General features: G+C 70.3%; 13 protein-coding genes, 1 tRNA gene and 1 pseudogene. 13 read left to right on the plus strand and 2 right to left on the minus strand.

All coding sequences use genetic code 11. From position 1 onward, the window contains the following. Positions 1-77 precede the first annotated feature (77 nt). The 6 genes from AX018_RS21090 (at position 78) to AX018_RS21115 (ending at position 8,844) form a co-directional block, all read left to right on the plus strand. Positions 78-896, plus strand: coding sequence for a BPSS1780 family membrane protein (locus AX018_RS21090; protein ID WP_111881481.1), 819 nt, complete (start codon positions 78-80; stop codon positions 894-896). A 280-nt stretch (positions 897-1,176) separates the two neighbouring features. Beyond that, entirely contained in the window at positions 1,177-3,123 is a 1,947-nt protein-coding gene (locus AX018_RS21095) for a PhoX family protein (RefSeq protein WP_111881484.1), read from the plus strand. A gap of 664 nt (positions 3,124-3,787) precedes the next feature. After that, positions 3,788-5,011 (plus strand): imelysin family protein, encoded by a 1,224-nt coding sequence (locus AX018_RS21100; protein ID WP_111881487.1) that lies wholly within the window; start codon positions 3,788-3,790, stop codon positions 5,009-5,011. Positions 5,012-5,037: 26 nt separating this feature from the next. After that, positions 5,038-6,507, plus strand: coding sequence for a di-heme oxidoreductase family protein (locus AX018_RS21105; protein WP_111881489.1), 1,470 nt, complete (start codon positions 5,038-5,040; stop codon positions 6,505-6,507). Further along, positions 6,504-7,682 carry an imelysin family protein gene (locus AX018_RS21110; protein ID WP_111881492.1) on the plus strand — a complete coding sequence of 393 codons (1,179 nt, stop codon included), beginning with the start codon at positions 6,504-6,506 and terminating at the stop codon, positions 7,680-7,682. Before AX018_RS21105 ends, AX018_RS21110 begins: the two co-directional genes overlap by 4 nt. Positions 7,683-7,686: 4 nt before the next feature. After that, entirely contained in the window at positions 7,687-8,844 is a 1,158-nt protein-coding gene (locus AX018_RS21115; protein WP_211322497.1) for a DUF1513 domain-containing protein, read from the plus strand. Positions 8,845-8,934: 90 nt separating this feature from the next. On the opposite strand, the gene AX018_RS21120 is transcribed toward AX018_RS21115, so the two are convergent. Beyond that, positions 8,935-11,403, minus strand: a complete 2,469-nt coding sequence (locus AX018_RS21120; RefSeq protein WP_111881494.1) for a UvrD-helicase domain-containing protein — start codon at positions 11,401-11,403, stop codon at positions 8,935-8,937. A 219-nt stretch (positions 11,404-11,622) separates the two neighbouring features. Between AX018_RS21120 and AX018_RS21125 the strand changes: the two genes are divergently transcribed. From AX018_RS21125 to AX018_RS21155, 7 genes and pseudogenes are all read left to right on the plus strand, one after another. Beyond that, on the plus strand, positions 11,623-12,801 hold the full coding sequence (locus AX018_RS21125; protein WP_111881497.1) for a M20 family metallopeptidase: 1,179 nt from the start codon (positions 11,623-11,625) through the stop codon (positions 12,799-12,801). A 68-nt stretch (positions 12,802-12,869) separates the two neighbouring features. After that, positions 12,870-13,889, plus strand: a complete 1,020-nt coding sequence (locus AX018_RS21130; protein WP_111881500.1) for a Bug family tripartite tricarboxylate transporter substrate binding protein — start codon at positions 12,870-12,872, stop codon at positions 13,887-13,889. Between the two features lie 69 nt (positions 13,890-13,958). Further along, the gene (locus tag AX018_RS21135) at positions 13,959-14,720 is read left to right on the plus strand and encodes a hypothetical protein (protein WP_245951752.1); all 762 of its coding nucleotides are present in this window, start codon (positions 13,959-13,961) and stop codon (positions 14,718-14,720) included. Between the two features lie 186 nt (positions 14,721-14,906). Then, on the plus strand, positions 14,907-15,884 hold the full coding sequence (locus tag AX018_RS21140) for a GMP reductase (protein ID WP_111881502.1): 978 nt from the start codon (positions 14,907-14,909) through the stop codon (positions 15,882-15,884). Between the two features lie 112 nt (positions 15,885-15,996). After that, a tRNA-Lys gene (locus AX018_RS21145) sits at positions 15,997-16,072 on the plus strand. Positions 16,073-16,744: 672 nt separating this feature from the next. Further along, positions 16,745-17,248, plus strand: coding sequence for a copper chaperone PCu(A)C (locus AX018_RS21150; RefSeq protein WP_111881504.1), 504 nt, complete (start codon positions 16,745-16,747; stop codon positions 17,246-17,248). A 120-nt stretch (positions 17,249-17,368) separates the two neighbouring features. Next, a pseudogene (locus AX018_RS21155) lies at positions 17,369-18,602 on the plus strand (multidrug effflux MFS transporter). Positions 18,603-18,741: 139 nt separating this feature from the next. On the opposite strand, the gene AX018_RS21160 reads toward AX018_RS21155, so the two are convergent. Next, the coding region (locus AX018_RS21160) for an integrase core domain-containing protein (protein WP_146749386.1) at positions 18,742-19,045 on the minus strand (304 nt) is incomplete at its 5' end.

Consider the following 19,045-nt stretch of genomic DNA (forward strand, 5'->3'; position numbering starts at 1 on the left):
CGCCGGCCCCCGGGGCCGATGCCAGCGCCACGCACACGAAACGCAAAGCTTGAGCGAAACAAGCACACTGCCCTGCCATGAAACTGCATATCGTCCCCGCCCGCGCCGGCCTGGAATGGGTCCGCCTCGGCATCCGCGTGTTCTGGCGCCAGCCGATGGCGCTGTCGGCGCTCTTCTTCCTCACCATGGCCTCGATGTCCATCGCCACGCTGCTGCCGCTCGTGGGGCCGGCCGTGGCGCTCGCGCTGCTGCCCGCCGCCACCCTGGCGATGATGGTGGCGGCGGGTGATGCCACGCAGGGCCGCTTTCCCACGCCGGCGCTGCTGCTGGTGGCCTTCCGCACCGGGCGCCAGCGCCTGCGCGCCATGCTGGTGCTGGGCGCACTCTATGCGCTGGGCTTCCTCGCGGTGATGGGCCTGTCGGCCCTGATGGACGGCGGCCAGTTCGCCCGGGTCTATCTGGGCGGCGAAGAACTCACGCGCGAGATGGCCGAGATGCCGGAGTTCCAGGCTGCCATGTGGATCGCCCTCGGGCTCTACCTGCCGCTGTCGCTGCTGTTCTGGCACGCGCCGGGGCTGGTGCACTGGCACGGCGTGCCGCCGGTGAAGGCGCTGTTCTTCAGCATCGTGGCCTGCCTGCGCAATTTCTGGGCCTTCGCCGTGTACGGCCTCGCGTGGACCGGCGTGTTCCTCGGCGCGGGCATCGCGGCCAGCGTGGCCGTGACGCTGCTGGCCTTCATGGGGCTGGGCAACGTGCTGGCGGCCGGCATCATGGTGGGCACGGCCATGCTGCTCGCGGCGATGTTCTTCACCTCGGTGGTGTTCTCGTTCCGCGATTGCTTCGAGCCGCCCGAGCGCATGGCCGCGATGGACGGCGGCGACGGCGCCACGGCCTGACGCGCCCGCCGCCGGCAGGCGGCCACGGCCCACGGCCGACCCAACGGCGCGCGCATGGCCACGCCCGCCGAGCATCCGCCGCGCGCCCGGCCTCCGTCACCCCGACGTCACCCGGGCGTCATGGAACGGTCAAATCTGTGTCATCGCGTATTCCTAGCATTCCGGACGGAGGCAGGCCCGGATTCCGCGGCCTCCCCGCCCGAGAGGCCCGCGCCCGCGTCCGCAGCAGCGGATCCGCGCCGCGGCGGCCACACCGCAGACCGACACACCCGGAACCACGATGTCCCACACCCCGATGCCCTCCCGCCGCAAGGCCCTGCAACTCCTGGCCGGCGTGCCGCTGCTGCCCCTGGGGGCCAGCGCGTCCGCATCCCTGCTGGCCGCCTGCGGTGGCGGCAGCGATACCGCCAGCTTCGTCTCGGCCAGCTTCAGCCCGATGTCGGCCCCCTCGCTCGCCAACCCCGCCGCGATGGCCACGACCACCGTCGGCTCGACCCTGAACGTGAAGTTCAGCAACAACGCGGTCCAGAGCTACCAGCTCGCCTACCAGCCGTTCTTCATCACCGGCGACCGCGTCTCCAACGGCAGCGGCGGCACCATCCTGGCCGGCGGCTACGTGGACATCAACAACCAGCCCATCATCGACACCACCGTGGCCGGCAAGGAGCGCCAGTTCTTCTCCGACTCGCCCGACGGCACCTCGCTGCTGACCGTGCCCAACGCGAAGGTGGACGGCGTGAAGGGCAACACCGTGTTCGCCGTGGTGCAGTTCGAATACACCACCTGGGCCCAGGACGGCAAGACCGACATGTACGGCAAGCTGCCCTCGCCCATCGCCGTGCTCACGCTCGACCAGGACCCCTCCACCGGCAAGCTCGCGCTGGTGAAGTACTTCAACGTGGACACCTCCAAGGTGCACGGCCTGTGGATCACCTGCGGCGCGAGCCTCTCGCCCTGGGGCACGCACCTCTCCAGCGAGGAGTACGAGCCCGATGCCTTCACCGCCGCCTCCAGCGCGCAGTTCAAGGCCTACAGCAAGAACCTCTACGGCAGCGAGACGGCCGCCAACCCCTACCACTACGGCCACATGCCCGAGGTGACCGTGAACGCCGACGGCACGGCCTCCATCAAGAAGCACTTCTGCATGGGCCGCATCTCCCATGAGCTGGTGCAGGTGATGCCCGACCAGCGCACCGCGCTGATGGGCGACGACGCCACCAACAGCGCCTATTTCGTCTTCGTGGCCGACAAGGAGAAGGACCTGTCCTCCGGCACGCTGTACGCCGCCAAGGTGGGCGCCGGCTTCTCGATCGACCCGGCCGCCAATTCGGCCGCCCCGCTCACCTGGATCAAGCTGGGCTCGGCCACCAGCGCCGAGATCGAACGGCTCGCCAGCACGCTCAAGCCCACGGACATCATGACCGTGACCAGCACCGACCCGCAGGACACGAGCTACACGAAGATCGTCGCCAACGGCAAGACCGAGTGGATCAAGATCAACGCCGGCATGGAGAAGGCCGCCGCCTTCCTGGAGACGCACCGCTACGCCGCCTTCGTCGGCGCCAGCATGGGCTTCACCAAGATGGAAGGCACCACGGTCAACGCCAAGGACAAGATCGCCTACTCGGCACTGCAGAACGTGCAGACCTCGATGGTGGCGGGCAATGCCGCCAACGTGCCGGGCAACGGCATCTCGGTGCCCAAGCAGCTCGTCGCCGGCGCCGTGATGGCCCTCAACCTGCGCGGCGGCCAGAAGGACACCCAGGGCAACGCCATCAACAGCGACTGGATGCCCGTGGACACCAAGGCCCTGCTGGCCGGCCAGGACATCGCCGCCGACGCGCTGGGCAACACCGCCAACCCCGACAACATCGCCAACCCGGACAACCTGAAGTTCTCCGAGAAGCTGCGGACGCTCTTCATCGGCGAGGACAGCAGCCAGCACGTGAACAACTTCCTGTGGGCCTACAACGTGGACACGAAGCAGCTCGCGCGCGTCATGTCGGTGCCGGCGGGCGGTGAATCCACGGGCCTGCATGCGGTGGACGAGATCAACGGCTTCACCTACATCATGAGCAACTTCCAGCACGCCGGCGACTGGGGCAGCATCCATGCCAAGGTGAAGGACACGCTCGACCCGCTGCTGCGCGCCAACTACAAGGACAAGTTCGGCTCCGCCGTGGGCTACCTGACCGGCACCCCGCAGCAGATGAAGCTCAGCGCCTGACATCCCCCAGGCGAGCGGGCGACCTCCCCGGAGGAGCCCGCCCAGGCCCCCGCCCCCTCCGGCGGGGCCGCACGGCGAGGCGCATGCCTCGCTTTTTTCATGGCCGGGCCGCCCCAAGATGAAAAACGTCCCCTTGGGGGGCAGCGCCCCCGCGTAGCGGGGAAGCGTGGGGGCCATTTTTCATGGCCGGGCCGCCCCACAAGAAAGCGCCCCCTCGGGGGCCGCGAGGAAGCGTGGAGGCCCTTTTTCCTGGCGGCGCGCGCCAGGGCCGCCGTGCGCCTGGCACAGCCGGCATTGCAGGAAAAACAGGCTCCATGTCGGTGTCCCTGCTGCACAATTTGCTATTTTTATAATAGCAACCAACTCTGCATCGGCAGGCCTCGCGGGGGGCCACGTCGGCCGCACCGGGTCGAAAGACCGTCCGGCCGGAGATGATAATTAATCTCATTCTTATAATGCCCTCGCTCATCGCCGTGCGCGGTGGACGCGGGTCGGGAGGGACCCGCCCCGCCGCACGCCGCCGGGCGACCGGGGCCATCCATTGCGCCCCGGCTCCACATCCCGCGCCGTCCACCATCGCGTCCACGCCGCGCTGCCCCCGGGCACGCGGGCGCCGGGCCGCCATCGGCGCCTTTTCTCTCATCGTTCACCACCAGGAGATGCCATGACCACCGCCCCGTTCAAAACCACCGTCCTCGCCGGCCTGCTGGCCATCGCCGCGCTTGGCGCCACGGGGGTGGCTCGGGCACAAGGTCCGCAGGGCGGCGCGGCTGGCGCCACCGCCTCCGCGGCGACCGCCGCCGCCACGCCCGCCACCGTGGCGGCGCACTATGCCGCGCTGGTGCACGCGAACTACGAGGACACCCTGGCCGCCGCGCGCACGATGCGCACGGCCATCCAGGCCTTCACCGCCAAGCCCTCGGTGGAGACGCTCGCCGAGGCCCGCAAGACCTGGCTGGCCGCGCGCGAGTTCTACGGCCAGACCGAGGCCTTCCGCTTCTACGGCGGCCCCATCGACGACGACAAGGGCCCCGAGGGCCAGATCAACGCCTGGCCCATGGACGAGTCCTATGTGGACAGCGTGGAAGGCAAGCCGAACGCGGGCCTGATCAACAACCGCAAGTTCGCCATCACCAAGAAGAACCTCGCGGCGCAGAACGAGCGCGGCGGCGAGGAGAACGTCGCCACCGGCTGGCACGCCATCGAATTCCTGCTGTGGGGCCAGGACCTCTCCGAGACCGGCCCCGGCGACCGCAACTTCGAGGACTTCGTGGACGGCAAGGCCCCCAATGCCGACCGCCGCCGCCAGTACCTGAACGTGGTCACCGACCTGCTCATCGACGACCTCGCCTTCCTCTCCAAATCCTGGGACCCCAAGGCCAAGAACAACTACCGCGCCAAGTTCGCGCGCGGCGGCACGGAGTCGGTGCGCAAGATACTGGTGGGCCTGGGCTCGCTGTCGCGCGGCGAACTGGCGGGCGAGCGGCTGGAGGTGGCGCTCAACAGCCAGGACCAGGAGGACGAGCACTCCTGCTTCTCCGACAACACCCACCGCGACGCGGTGACCAACGCGCTGGGCATCCAGAACGTGTGGCTCGGCCGGTACAAGCGCGCCGACGGCAGCGTGCTGCAGGGGCCGTCGCTGCGCGACCTCGTGGCCGCCAAGGACGCGGCGCTGGCCGACAGGACCAGCCGGCAGATCGCTGCCTCGCTGGCCGCCACCGAGGGCATCCAGGCGCCGTTCGACCGCGAGATCATCGGCGGCAGCGATGCGCCGGGCCGCCAGCGCATCCAGAAGGCCATCGACAGCCTCACGCAGCAGAGCAAGGACCTGGTGGAGGCCGCCAACGCCATCGGCATCACCAAGCTGACCCTCGTGCAACCCTGACCGCCCCGGCCTTGCCCGCATCCCCCATGCCCTTCCTGCCAGCTTTCACCCGCCGGGGCGCCCTGCGCCTGGCGGCGGCCAGCGCCGGGGTCCTCGCCGCCACCGGCCTGGTGGTGGCCGACGCGCCCTCCGATCCCCTGGGCGAGAAGACCGGCGGCAACACCACCGTGTATGCCACCGGCCGCAACGCCTTCTCGTTCCCCGCGGCCAACCTCGACGATGCCGAGCGCACGCGCTTCGTCATCGGCAACTCGTTCTTCAAGCGCAACTGGGTGGAGGCGCCCGCCTCCACCAAGGCGCGCGACGGCCTGGGCCCGCACTTCATCGCGCGCTCGTGCGGCGGCTGCCACGTGCAGGACGGCCGGGGCGAGCCGCCCGAGATCTTCAACCGCCTGGGCGAGACCCGGGACCCCACGGTCTCGCTGCTCATCCGCCTGTCCATCCCCGGCACCGACGCGCACGGCGGCCCCCGCCACGATCCGGTGTACGGCGACCAGTTCAACAACGCCGCCATCACCGGCGTGAAGCCGGAGGGGCGCGTCACCCTGCGCTACGACACCATCGAAGGGCGCTTCGCCGACGGCACGCCCTACACCCTGCTCAAGCCCCGCTACGGCTTCGCCGACCTGGGCTACGGCCCCATGCACCCCGAGGTGATGGTGAGCCCGCGCATCGCGCCGCAGATCATCGGCGTGGGCCTGCTGGAGGCCATCGACGAGGCCGACATCCTCGCCAACGCGGCCGACCAGGCCGCCGCGCCCGGCCCCATCAAGGGCACGCCCAACCGCGTCTGGGACGCCCCCTCGGGCCGCATGATGCTCGGCCGCTTCGGATGGAAGGCCAACGTGGCCACCATCGCCCACCAGAGCGGCGGCGCCTTCCTGGGCGACATGGGCATCACCTCGCGCCATTTCGCCCAGGAAACCTGCACGCCCGCGCAGAAGGACTGCCTCGCCGCGCCCAGCGGCAAGAGCGCGGACCGCCAGGGCCAGCCCGGGGTGGAGATCGACGACAAGACCCTGGGCGACGTGGTCTTCTACCAGGCGGTGCTCGCGCCGCCCGCGCGCCGCGACGTGAACGACGCCGCCGTGCTGCGCGGCCAGGCCCTCTTCGCCCAGGCCCAGTGCGCCGCCTGCCACCGCCCGAGCTACGTCACCAAGGAAGGCCCGTTCCCGCGCCTCACCAGCAAGGCGCTGTCCGGCCAGCGCATCTGGCCCTACACCGACATGCTGCTGCACGACATGGGCGAAGGGCTGGCCGACGGCCGACCGGACTTCCAGGCCAACGGCCGCCAATGGAAGACGCCGCCGCTCTGGGGCACCGGCCTGATCCAGGACGTGAACGGCCACACCCGCCTGCTGCACGACGGCCGCGCGCGCGGCGTGCTGGAGGCCATCCTCTGGCACGGCGGCGAGGCCGAAGACGCCAGGCAGAACGTGCTCAGGATGGACAAGGCCGACCGCGACGCACTCGTGAAATTCGTCGAATCGCTATGACACACCACCTCCCGCAATCCCCCCTCGCCCGCCCGCTCCGGGCCTCCCGCGCCCTGGCGGGCCTCGCGGCGCTGGCGGCGCTTTCGCTGGCGGCGGGCGCCCTGCCCGCGCATGCCCAGGCCCAGGCCCGCCCTGCCGCCGCGGCCCCGGCCGCGCCGCTGCCGGCCTGGCAGCACGACGCCGTGCCGTTCTACGACACCACCCACGCGCTGCAGAGCCTCTATGCCCACTGGGCCCTGCCCCGCGCGCGCGAGTTCGCCGCCGCCGCCCAGGCGCTGCCGCCCGCGCTGCGCACGCTGTGCGAGGCGCCGGCCCCCGGCGATGCCGCGCTGGAGCCGGCCCGCGACGCGTGGCGCGCGGCCATGCTGGCCTGGGAGCGCCTGGGCGCCGTCGCAGTCGGCCCGGTCATCGCGCGGCGCACGCAGCGGCAGATCGACTTCGCCCCCGCCCGCCCGCAGCTCATCGAGCGCGCCATCAAGGCCCAGCCCCAGGGCGCCAAGGCGTTCGAGCGCATCGGCACGCCCGCCAAGGGCCTGCCCGCGCTCGAATGGCTGCTCTGGACCCAGCCCGCCGCGCCGCGCGGCCCCGCCTGCGCCTATGCGGTCGAGGTGGCCCTGGACGTGGAGCGCGAGGCCCAGGCCCTGCAGGCGGCCTTCGCCGAAGCCGCCACCACCGACTGGGGCGCCGAGGACCAGCAGGAGCGGTCCACCCAGGCCATGGGCGAATTCATCAACCAGTGGGTGGGCGGCATCGAGCGCCTGCGCTGGGCGCACATGGAGAAACCCCTGCGCGCCGCCCAGGGCACGCGCGCGCCCGACTACCCGCGCGCCGCGAGCGGCCTCACCGCCGCCGCCTGGATGGCCGAATGGCACACCCTGCGCGGCCTGACCGTGCAGGCAGAAGGCACGCCCCTCGCGGCCCCGGGCCAGGGCCTGGTGCCGCTGGAGACCTATCTGCGCGGCCGGGGCCTGAACCCCCTGGCCGACCAGCTGCGCGCCACGGCCCTGCGCATCGACGCCGCCATGGCCGCGGTGGAAAAGGCCGGGCCGGACAAGGGCGCGGCACAGGTACGGCAGGCCTCGCGGGACCTTGCCACGCTCAAGCGCCTGGCCGAGGCCGAGGTGGCGCCGGCCCTGCAGGTGAGTATCGGCTTCTCCGACGCCGATGGTGACTGAACCCATGGCAACGCCGCTCCCCCCCTACCCACCCCTCTCCCGGCGCGATGCCCTGCGGATCGCCGCGGGCCTGGGCCTCGCGGTGCCGCTGTGCGGCGCCCGGGCCGCCTCGCCGGCGCAGCCGCTGCGGCTGGCCGCCGCGTGGCAGCAGGGCGATGGCGGCTATCGCATCGGCGTGCTCGAAGCCCGGCCCGGCCAGGGCGCGCCCCTGCGCACCGTGCACGCCCTGGAAATCCCCACGCGCGCCCACGGCCTGTGCGCCCTGCCCGACGGCAGCATCGTCGCCGCCGCGCGCCGGCCCGGCGACTGGCTGCTGCGCTGGTGGCCCGGCGAGGCGCGCGAGCCGGTGTGGCACTGGACGGACGGCGGTCGCTCGTTCAACGGCCACGTGATCGCCCACCCGGACGGGCGCACGCTCTACAGCACCGAGACCGACGCCGACACCGGCCGCAGCTTCGTCGCGCAGCGCGACGCGGCCCGCCTCGAAACGCGGCAGGAGTGGCCCACCCACGGCATCGACGCGCACGAGCTGATCTGGGACCGGCGCACGCCCTCGGGCGGCGCCCCGACCCTGCTGGTGGCCAACGGCGGCGTGCCCACCGCGCCCGAGACCGGCCGCGTCAAGCGCGCGCTGGACACCATGGACTCCTCGATCGCCCGGCTCCACGGCCAGACCGGGGAGCTGCTGGGCCAATGGCGGCTGGACGACCGGCGCCTGAGCCTGCGGCACCTGGCGTGGGCCCCCTCGGGCACGGTGCTCGGCATCGCCCTGCAGGCCGAGCACGACACCGCCGCCACCAAGGACACGGCCCCCGTGCTGGCCCTGTTCGACGGACAGGCCCTGCGCGTGGCGTCATCGCCCCGGCCCCTCGAATCCAGCCTGCACGGCTACGGCGGCAGCATCGCCGCCACGCCCCGGGGCTGGGCCGTGAGCTGCCCGCGCGCGCAGGGCATCGCCACCTTCTCCGCCCAGGGCGAATGGCAAGGGCTGGTGCCGCTGCCGGAAGTCTGCGCGCTGGCCGTGCAGGACCGCTCGCTGTGGGCGGCCGGCCTGGAGCACAGCCTGGAGGACGCGCGCGCCGCCGATCCCCGGCCCCACCCCCACGGCGCGGAACTGGCCGGGGCGCGCATCGACAACCACTGGGTGCTGGCCCGGCGCTGAGCGCGCGCCGGCGCCCCGGGTGCCGGCGGATCTATGGGCGGGCCGTCCCAGGGAGCGAAGGGAGGGCTGGGCGCACGGCCGCCCTCCGGCTCACTCCACCACCGTGAGCTTGGCCACCGACAGCGCCAGCCACTTGGTGCCGTGGCGGGGAAAGTTCACCTGCGCACGCGCGTCGTCGCCCGAGCCCTCCAGCGCCAGCACCTTGCCCTCGCCGAACTTGGTGTGGAACACCCCCAGCCCCACGCGCAGGCCGTGCGCGGGCGGCGCCTTCTGCACGGGCACCGGGGGGCTGGCGAAACTCTCGGACTTGAAGCCAAACCCGCTCCGTGTCGGCGTTCCATATGGATTCTTCGCTCCAGAATTAGGAGCAAAGCTGCCGAACCCCGGCTGCTTGGGCGTGATCCACTTCAGCGCCGCCTCGGGCAGCTCGTCGAAGAACCGGCTCTTGACGTTGTAGCGCGTCTGCCCGTGCAGCAGGCGCGTCTGCGAATGGCTCAGGTAGAGGCGCTTGCGGGCGCGCGTGATCGCCACGTACATCAGCCGGCGCTCCTCCTCCAGCCCCTCGCGGTCGCTCATCGCGTTCTCGTGCGGGAACAGGCCTTCCTCCATGCCACCGATGAACACGGCATCGAACTCCAGCCCCTTGGAGGCATGCACCGTCATGAGCTGCACGGCATCCTGGCCGGCCTGGGCCTGGTTGTCGCCCGCCTCCAGCGCCGCGTGCGTGAGGAAGGCCGCCAGCGGCGAGAGGGTTTCGCCGGTGTCGGCATCCACGCCGCCCGGCAGCGGCTCGTCGGTCACGGGGCGCGACGGGTCCAGCCCCTGGCTGGCGGGGCTCTGCGCGAGCCGGCGGCCCTGCTCGTCCAGCGGCAGCGCCACGGCATCGCGGCCGAAGCCCTCCTGCGTGACGAAGCTCTCGGCCGCGTTGATGAGTTCGTCCAGGTTCTCGATGCGGTCGGCGCCTTCCTTCTCGGCGCGGTAGTGCTCCACCAGCCCGCTCGATTCGAGCATCTGGGCGATGATGCCGCGCAGCGTCTGGCCCTGGGTCTGCTCGCGCATCACATCCACCAGGGCCACGAACGCGCCCAGGTTCGCGCCCGCCTTGCCCGGCACGGCGGTGACGCCATCGTGCAGCGAGCAGCCCGCGGCGCGGGCCGCGTCCTGCAGCACCTCGACCGTGCGCGCGCCGATGCCCCGGGGCGGGAAATTCACCACGCGCAGGAAGCTGGTGTCGTCGTGCGGGTTCTCCAGCAGGCGCAGGTAGGCCAGCGCATGCTTGATTTCGGCGCGCTCGAAAAAGCGCAGGCCGCCATACACGCGGTACGGCACGGCGGCATTGAAGAGGGCCGACTCGATCACGCGGCTCTGCGCGTTGCTGCGGTAGAGCACCGCGATCTCGCGGCGCTCGAAGCCGTCGCTCCTCGCGAGCTGGCGGATCTCGTCCACCATCCACTGCGCCTCGGCCAGGTCGGTGGCGGCCTCGTACACGCGCACCGGCTCGCCCGGCCCCTGCGTGGTGCGCAGGTTCTTGCCCAGGCGGCGGCTGTTGTGGCTGATGAGCGCATTGGCCGAATCGAGGATGTTGCTGTAGCTGCGGTAGTTCTGCTCCAGCTTGATCTGGTGGCGCACCTCGAACTCGCGCACGAAATCCTGCATGTTGCCCACGCGCGCGCCGCGGAAGGCATAGATGCTCTGGTCGTCGTCGCCCACGGCCAGCACGCTGCCCTGCGTGGCCAGGCGCCCACCCTCCACGTCGCCCGCGAGTTGCTTGAGCCAGGCGTACTGCAGCTTGTTCGTGTCCTGGAACTCATCGACCAGGATGTGCTGGAAGCGCCGCTGGTAGTGCGCGCGGATCGGGTCGTTGTCCCGCAGCAGCTCGTAGCTGCGCAGCATCAGCTCGCCGAAATCCACCACGCCCTCGCGCTGGCACTGCTCCTCGTAGAGCTGGTAGAGCTCCACCTTCTTGCGCCCGTCGGCATCGCGCACCTCCACGTCGCCGGGGCGCAGGCCCTCTTCCTTGCAGCCGCTGATGAAGTAGGCCATCTGCTTGGGCGGGAAGCGCTCCTCGTCGATGTTGAACTGCTTGCACAGGCGCTTGACGGCCGAGAGCTGGTCCTGCGTGTCCAGGATCTGGAAGGTGGCCGGCAGGCCCGCCGCCTTGTGGTGCGCGCGCAGCAGCCGGTTGCACAGGCCGTGGAAGGTGCCGATCCACATGCCGCGCACATTCACCGGCAGCATGGTCGAGAGGCGTGCCGTCATCTCCTTGGCCGCCTTGTTGGTGAAGGTGACGGCCAGGATGCCGCCGGGCGTGGCGTAGCCGTTCTGCAACAGCCACGCGATGCGCGTGGTGAGCACGCGGGTCTTGCCCGAGCCCGCGCCGGCCAGGATCAGGGCGTGGCCGGCCGGCAACGTCACCGCCGCCAGTTGCTCGTCGTTGAGGTTCTGCAACAGGGGAGAACGGGAAGCGTTCTGCGCGGGGGACGGGCCGGCATCGGCCGCGCCGAATGCACCAACGCCGGCAGGCGCTGGCGCGCCGGAAAACAGGTCTTGGGGAAGCATCCCTCCATTGTAGAAAGCCCTTCCCGCCGCACTGCTTCCCCGGCCGTGCGGGGCCCTGCCGCAGCAAGGGCGCACGCCCCCCGCGCCGTTCGGCCGAAAAGCCCGCAAAAGCGCCACTCCCCTGGGGTGCGGAAAGCCCGATAGCACCCGGCGCTGCCCTATCAGATTGCAATAAATTTTTCAAAAAACTATGATTAATGAAATTTTTATCTCACCCCCATGCACACCGAAGCCGCTACCCCCAATGCCCCGGAAACCGCCCGCCCGCTGCTGGACTGGCTCGCCTCGCAGGAAGAGGCCATGCGCGACCTGCTGGGCCGGATCGTGAACACCGACAGCGGCAGCGGCCACGTCGAGGGCGTGCAGCGCGTGGCCGCCCTGCTGCGCGCCCGCCTGGAATCCGCGGGCATCGCCGTCGAGACCACGCCGCAGCCCGGCTGGGGCGAATGCCTGCTCGCCCGCGTCCCCGGCAGCGATCCGGCGGCCACGGGCCACCTGCAGCTCATGGGCCACATGGACACGGTCTTCCCCCTGGGCACCGCGGCCGAGCGCCCCTGGCGCGTGGAAGGCGCCAAGGCCTTCGGCCCGGGCGTGGCCGACATGAAATCGGGCCTGGTGATGAACGTGTTCGTGGCCGAGGCCCTGGCGCGCTTCGGCGGCAACGCATCGCCCGTGCACCTGTTCTTCACCTGCGACGAGGAAGTGGGCTCCCCCGCCTGCCGCACGGCGATCCGCGAGATCTCGCGCGGCGCGCGTGCCGTGCTCAACGCCGAGCCTGGCCGCATCAGCGGCAACGTGGTCACCGAGCGCAAGGGCTCCTACCGCATCGACTTCGAGGTGCAGGGCGTGGCCGCCCATGCCGGCGTCAACCCCGCGCAGGGCGCGAGCGCCATCGAGGCCCTGGCCCGCAAGATCCTGGCCCTGCACGCGCTCAACGGCTGCGAGCCGGGCGTCACCGTCAACGTGGGCGTGGTGCAGGGCGGCATGGCCTCCAACGTGGTGGCCCCCCAGGCCCGCGCGCACGTGGATCTGCGCTACACGGCCCAGAGCGACCTGGAGACGCTGCTGGCCCGCGTCCACGCCATCGTGCAGGAGGAGTCCCTGCCCCGCACCAGCGGCCGCGTCACCGCCCAGACCGGCACGCTGCCGATGGCCCCGACGCCCGCCGGCCTGCTGCAGACCTACCAGCGCAGCGCCGCGCAGGCGGGGTTCGCGGTGGAGGGCGAATTCACCGGCGGCGCGGCCGACAGCGGCATCACCTCGTCCATGGGCATTCCCACGCTGTGCGCGCTCGGCCCCGTGGGCGGCTACGCGCACAGCGAGCGCGAGTTCTGCGACCTCTCCACCTTCGTGCCGCGTGCGCAGGCCCTGGCCCTCACGCTGATCGCGCTGGGCTGACGGCGCGCGGTCCGCGCAGACACCGCCGTCCTCCGCACGGCTTCACTTTCCCTCACTTCCTCCGATCCATGTCCCACCACCACCGCACCCCGCCCGCCGCCCGGCTGGGCCGCCGCCAGCTCCTTGCCTCGGGCATCGGCGCCGGCCTGGGCCTCGCGGGCCTTCCGGCCCGGGCCAACGCCGAGAAATACCCCTCGCGCCCCATCACGCTCGTCGTCCCCTTCCCGCCCGGGGGCTCGGTGGACACGATGGCACGGCAATACTCCGAGCCGCTGTCCCAGGCGCTGGGCGTGCCCATCGTGATCGACAACCGGCCCGGCGCGGGCGGCTCCATCGGCACCCAGTTCGTGGCCCGCTCCAAGGCGGACGGCTACACGCTCGTCGCGTCGTCGCAGAGCAGCCACCTCGCCAATCCGCTCGTGCAGCCCCACCTCGGCTACGACCCCGTCAAGGACTTCGAGAACATCGCCATCCTCGGCCGCCAGCCCAACGTGCTCGTCACCCACCCGAGCGTGCCCGCGAAGACCTTCGGCGAATTCGTCGCCTACCTGAAGGCCCACCCGGGCCATCTCAATTTCTGCAGCGCCGGCTCGGGCAGCATGGGCCAGCTCAACGTGGAGATGATGCAGATGGCCGTCGGCACGAAGGCCGTGCACGTGCCCTATCGCGGCGGCTCGCCCCTCATCACCGCCGTGCTGAGCAACGAGGTCCAGTTCACCCTGGACAACCTGCTCATCTTCCTGCCCCACATCCAGGCCGGCAAGCTGCGCGCCCTCGCGGTGGCATCGCCCACGCGCCTGCCCCTGCTGGCCGACGTGCCGACCTTCGCCGAGCTGGGCCAGGCATCGCTCAACCAGACCTCCTGGACGGGCATCGCAGCGCCGGCCGGCACGCCGGAGCCCATCGTGGCCGCGCTGCACAAGGCCATCCGCGGCGTGGCCACGACCCCCGCCATGGTCGAGGAGCTCAAGGCGCGCGGGGTCATCCCGCCCGAGGAGCTCACCCCCGCGGCCTTCGAGAAAATGATGTCCGAGCGCCTCGTGGCCTACGGCGAAGTCGTGCGCCGCGCCAACATCAAGCCCGACTGAAGGCTGCGCCCGCGCCCCGCGGCGATGTGGGAACATGGCGGAACCACCGGCCACGCATCCCTTCCGACCATGCTCCATCGCCGCCCCCGCACCGCACACCCCGCCCCCGCCCGCCAGGGGGTGCGTCCTTCGCCCGCGCGGCTGCTGGCGGCGCTCTCGGCCTGCGCCATGTTCGCGCCCCTGGCATCGGCCCAGGGCGCATGCGCCAGCGACGGCGTGCCGCCGCCCCCGGCGCTGTACGAGCGGTTCATCTCTGCCGAATGCGAGGCCTGCTGGCGCGAAGGGCCCCGCCATGTCCCCTCCCCACCGGCGCTGGTCCTGGACTGGATCGTCCCGGGCGAGCGCGGCGACGAGGCGCCGCTGTCCGCCGCCGCGACACCCGATGCCCGGGAACGCCTGCGGCAGCTCGGCCGCCCCATCCCGCTGGGCACGGACACCCATGTGGCCGCACCGGCGCCCGCCAGCCCCCGGTCGCCCGGGCTGCGCCTCGCCCACGGCCTGCCCGTCAACGACTATGTCGGCGTGACCCTCGCCCTGCGACCGCGCGCGGGCATGCCCGCCGGCGCCTACCGCTATACGGTCGTGCTCGCGGAGCACATCCCCGCCGGCACCGAGCAGACGCCAGTGGAGCGGTTCGTGGTCCGGGGCATGCTCCAGGGCCCATGGGACGTGCGGGGCACCGCACGCGCGGCCTCGCCGGTCCGCGAAATCCGCCCCATGCGCATCCCCGAGGGTGTGCAGGCCGAGCGGCTCTTCGTGGCCGGGTGGCTCAAAGACCCGCAGGGCCGCATCGTCACTGCCGCCCGATCCCGCTGCGCGCCCGAACCCTGAACCGGCGCCATCCCGTGCGGGCGTAAAATCGGGCACCGGGCCCAAGTTGCTTGCCGCCCGGTTTTTTTGCGCCTGCGCAGGGCCAACCCCGGCACTTTGCGCAGTCCAGCCGGCCATGTCAGCAAGCCCAGCGCCCCCCGCGCCCGGACATCCCTCCGGCACGGCACCGGATGGAGCCTGGAAGCCATGGAAATCTTCGACTACGACCAGATCCTGCTCCTGCCGCGCAAATGCCGCGTCGGGAGCCGGTCCGAATGCGACACCAGCGTCCGCCTCGGCCAGCGCAGCTTCCGCCTGCCGGCCGTGCCCGCCAACATGAGGACCGTGGTGGACGAGAACATCTGCCGCTGGCTCGCGGCCAACGGTTACTTCTACGTCATGCACCGCTTCGACCTGGACTGCGCGCGGTTCGTGCGGGACATGCACGCGGCCGGCTGCTTCGCGTCCATCTCGCTGGGCGTGAAACCGCACGACCACGGCACCGTGGACCGGCTCGCGGCCGAAGGCCTCGCCCCCGAGTACATCACCATCGACATCGCCCACGGCCATGCGGACACCGTCCAGGCCATGATCGCCCACATCAAGCGCCACCTGCCGCAATCCTTCGTGATCGCCGGCAACGTCGGCACGCCCGAGGCCGTCATCGACCTGGAGAGCTGGGGCGCCGACGCCACCAAGGTCGGCATCGGGCCTGGAAAAGTCTGCATCACCCAGCTCAAGACGGGGTTCGGCACGGGCGGCTGGCAACTCTCCGCGCTCAAGTGGTGCGCGCGCGTGGCGACCCGGCCCATCATTGCCGATGGCGGCATCCGCAGCCATGGCGACATCGCCAAGAGCATCCGCTTCGGCGCCACGATGGTGATGATCGGCTCGCTGTTCGCGGGGCACGAGGAATCCCCCGGACAGACCACCGAGGTGAACGGCCAGCGCTTCAAGGAGTATTACGGCTCGGCCAGCGACTTCAACAAGGGGGAGTACCGGCATGTGGAAAGCAAGCGGATCCTGGAGCCCATCAAGGGCCGCCTCGCCAACACCCTGGCGGAAATGGAGCAGGACGTGCAAAGCTCCATCAGCTATTCCGGCGGCAAGAGCCTCATGGACATCCGCAAGGTGAACTACGTGATCCTGGGCGGCGACAACGCCGGCGAGCACCTTCTTTTGTGAGTCCCGCGGCCTGGAGAAATCGCACTTTTTTCACCATGGCTTGCAAGGCGCCTGAAAACTGGTGCATAATTCGAGGCTCTGCTGCAACGCAGGCACAGATTTCAAAGTTTGTGGGTTCTTAGCTCAGTTGGTAGAGCAGCGGACTCTTAATCCGTAGGTCGAGTGTTCGAGTCACTCAGGACCCACCACACATAAAAGCCGATGCATCACAAGTGCATCGGCTTTTTTCATCGCCGGGCCGCCCCAAGATGAAAAACGCCCCTTGGGGGGCTGCGACCCCGCGTAGCGGGGGAGCGTGGGGGCCTTTTTTTCATGCCCCTGCGGCCCGCCCCCTTCGGCACCGGCACGCCCAGGTGCGCAGCGATAATCCGCAGCAGGCCCCATGCAACTCCTGCGAACCGCCACCCTCCTCCATCGCCTTGTGCTCGCAGGCTTCCTGTGGGCGCTCGGCGCCTCCGTGGCGTCCCCCTTGATGGCGGCAAGTCTGCCGCTCGACTGGATCTGCTCGGCGGACGGCACGCTGCAGCCAGTGCCGGCGCCCTTCCTGGCGCCAGGCGATCTTGCGCCAGCCCACCTGGCGCATGCGCTGGACTGCCCCCTGTGCCTGCCCTCCACTCTGCCGCCCCCGGTGGCCATCGCGGATACAGCACATATTCCACGAGCGCCCCTGGCAAGAGCGTCCTGGAAAACCAGAAGCCGGCCTCTGCCCGTTCCTGGCGCGGCACTCCCTCCCCGCGGCCCTCCTGTGGCGAATGACGCAAGCCCCCGTCGCACCTCCGCGACCTGAAACGCTCTCGCCTCTTCTCCCTTCGCGATGCTGGCCGGCTGCCTGCGCCGGCATTGCTCCACAGGATGCTTCCATGAAATTGCTCACCTCCTTTTTATCCCTGCTCGCCGGCTCGGTGCTGTCCATCGCCGCACATGGGCAACCCGTCACCGTGCAGGATGCCTGGATCCGGGCCACGGTGCCCCAGCAGAAAGCCACCGGCGCCTTCATGAAAATCACCGCCCCGCAGAACATGCGCCTGGTCGGCGTGGCCTCTCCGTCCGCGCCCGTGGCGGAAATCCATGAGATGCGCCTGCAAGACAACGTCATGAAAATGCGGCAGGTGCCCGCCATCGAGCTGCCCGCGGGCCAGTCCGTCGAACTCAAGCCGGGCGGCTACCACGTCATGCTGATGGACCTGCCCAAGGCCATGAAAGCCGGTGACACCGTGCCCCTGCAACTGATCCTGGAAACGCCGGCAGGCCAGCGCCAGACGATGGACATCCAGGTACCGGTGCGCGCCGTGAACACGTCGGCATCCCCCGCCCCGGCCGCCAGCATGCCGGCGCACATGGGGCATGGCGAGCCAAAGCGCTGAACTGCGGCAAGGCACCCGCCGGCATGGCAGCTTGCGGGTGCATCCTCGATAATGGCGCGAGGCTCCGCCTCCCGGCATGCAGCCCCACGGCCAAGCCACCGCCACCACACCCCCGCCTTCATGAACCCAGACGCCCATAACCTCTGGCGCGCACCGCGCTGGGCCCTTGCCATCCTGCTGGCCGTGCTGGGCATGCTCGGGCCGTTTTCCATCGACACCTACATTCCCGCGTTCTCGGGCATCGCGGCTGCGCTGGGCGCCACGCCCGTGCAAATGCAGCAGACGCTGTCGGCCTATCTGTTCGGCTTCGCGTTCATGACGCTTTTCCACGGCGCACTCTCCGACAGCTTCGGCCGCCGGCCGGTGGTGCTGTGGGGCATCGCTGTCTTCACCCTGGCGTCCGCAGGCTGCGCGCTGGCACACAGCATCGGGCAGCTCGTGTTCTTCCGGGCGCTGCAGGGCCTTTCCGCCGGAGCGGGCATCGTGGTGTCGCGTGCCGTGATCCGCGACATGTTCCCGCCCGCGCAGGCCCAGCAGGTGATGAGCCAGGTCACCATCTACTTCGGCGTGGCGCCCGCGATCGCCCCCATCGTGGGGGGGGTGGCTGTTCGTCCATGCAGGCTGGCACAGCGTGTTCTGGTTCCTCACCGGCATCGGCGCCACCCTGTGGATCGCCAATTACCGGCTGCTACCCGAAACCCTGCACGCCCAGCACCGCCAGCCCCTCCAGGCCCGCAACCTGCTGCACGGCTATTGGGAACTCGGGTCGAGCCCCCGCTTCCTGCTGCTGGCCCTGGCAAGCGGCGTGCCATTCAACGGCATGTTCCTTTACGTGCTGTCGGCACCGGCCTTCCTGGGCGAACATCTGCACCTGGGCCCCACGCAGTTCTTCTGGTTCTTTCTCCTCACCATCTCCGGCATCATGGGCGGAGCGTGGCTCAGCGGACGAATGGCGGGCCGCATTCTGCCCAAGCGACAGATCCGCCACGGCTTCGTGATCATGTTCCTGATGTCGGCCCTCAACGTGGCCGCCAACAGCCTCTTCACCGCGCACGTGTCGTGGGCCTTGCTGCCCATCGCGGTTTTCGCCTTCGGCTGGGCCCTCATGGTGCCTGTGGTGACACTGCTCGTGCTCGATCTGCACCCTGAACGCCGGGGCATGGCCTCCTCGCTGCAGGCCTTCGTCGGATCGACGGCCAACGGCATCGTGGCAGGCCTGATCGCGCCGCTTGTCATGCATTCCACACTGCTGCTGGCCTGCGCCTCGCTGCTCATGATGGCCGTGGGCACGGTGTCCTGGGTTTACCTCCACCATCGCTGGCCCGAGATCGGACGCACCGTCAACCACGCCTGATGAGGGTTTGCCACCGAAGGGCGAACAGGGTGCACGCCGCATGGGCCGTGCATCACGCCCCCTCGCCACAGGGGGAAAAGCCACCGAAACAGGATGCGGCCACCCTGCTGACCCGTCCTGATCTAGGTTGACACCTGGATCATTGAACAGACCGGCATTGGCCGGCCAGAGACGCCCGATGCACGGCATCGGGCGTTTGCATTTTCAACGACAGATGAGGCCGTTGGTTGTTGTAGATGGGAACTGACTGGCTCACCATGCGCCGGGCCTGCGCCAGATCGGCAGGTCTGCACAGCAGGAACTCGCCTTTGAGAATGCCATTGACCCGCTCGGCCAGTGCGTTCTGGTAGCAATCGTAGCCATCGGTCATCGAGCAGGTCAGCCCGTGGCGATCGTGGATGGCCTGGTAGTAGCCAGAGCAGTACTGGATGCCCCGGTCGGAG

The organism is Paracidovorax anthurii (assembly GCF_003269065.1).
Taxonomy (GTDB): Bacteria; Pseudomonadota; Gammaproteobacteria; order Burkholderiales; family Burkholderiaceae_C; genus Paracidovorax; species Paracidovorax anthurii.

Coding starts and splice junctions, on each gene's coding strand:
- AX018_RS21090 (WP_111881481.1), top strand. CDS start 78: ATGAAACTGCATATCGTCCCCGCCCGCGCCGGCCTGGAATGGGTCCGC.
- AX018_RS21095 (WP_111881484.1), top strand. CDS start 1,177: ATGTCCCACACCCCGATGCCCTCCCGCCGCAAGGCCCTGCAACTCCTG.
- AX018_RS21100 (WP_111881487.1), top strand. CDS start 3,788: ATGACCACCGCCCCGTTCAAAACCACCGTCCTCGCCGGCCTGCTGGCC.
- AX018_RS21105 (WP_111881489.1), top strand. CDS start 5,038: ATGCCCTTCCTGCCAGCTTTCACCCGCCGGGGCGCCCTGCGCCTGGCG.
- AX018_RS21110 (WP_111881492.1), top strand. CDS start 6,504: ATGACACACCACCTCCCGCAATCCCCCCTCGCCCGCCCGCTCCGGGCC.
- AX018_RS21115 (WP_211322497.1), top strand. CDS start 7,687: ATGGCAACGCCGCTCCCCCCCTACCCACCCCTCTCCCGGCGCGATGCC.
- AX018_RS21120 (WP_111881494.1), bottom strand. CDS start 11,403: ATGCTTCCCCAAGACCTGTTTTCCGGCGCGCCAGCGCCTGCCGGCGTT.
- AX018_RS21125 (WP_111881497.1), top strand. CDS start 11,623: ATGCACACCGAAGCCGCTACCCCCAATGCCCCGGAAACCGCCCGCCCG.
- AX018_RS21130 (WP_111881500.1), top strand. CDS start 12,870: ATGTCCCACCACCACCGCACCCCGCCCGCCGCCCGGCTGGGCCGCCGC.
- AX018_RS21135 (WP_245951752.1), top strand. CDS start 13,959: ATGCTCCATCGCCGCCCCCGCACCGCACACCCCGCCCCCGCCCGCCAG.
- AX018_RS21140 (WP_111881502.1), top strand. CDS start 14,907: ATGGAAATCTTCGACTACGACCAGATCCTGCTCCTGCCGCGCAAATGC.
- AX018_RS21150 (WP_111881504.1), top strand. CDS start 16,745: ATGAAATTGCTCACCTCCTTTTTATCCCTGCTCGCCGGCTCGGTGCTG.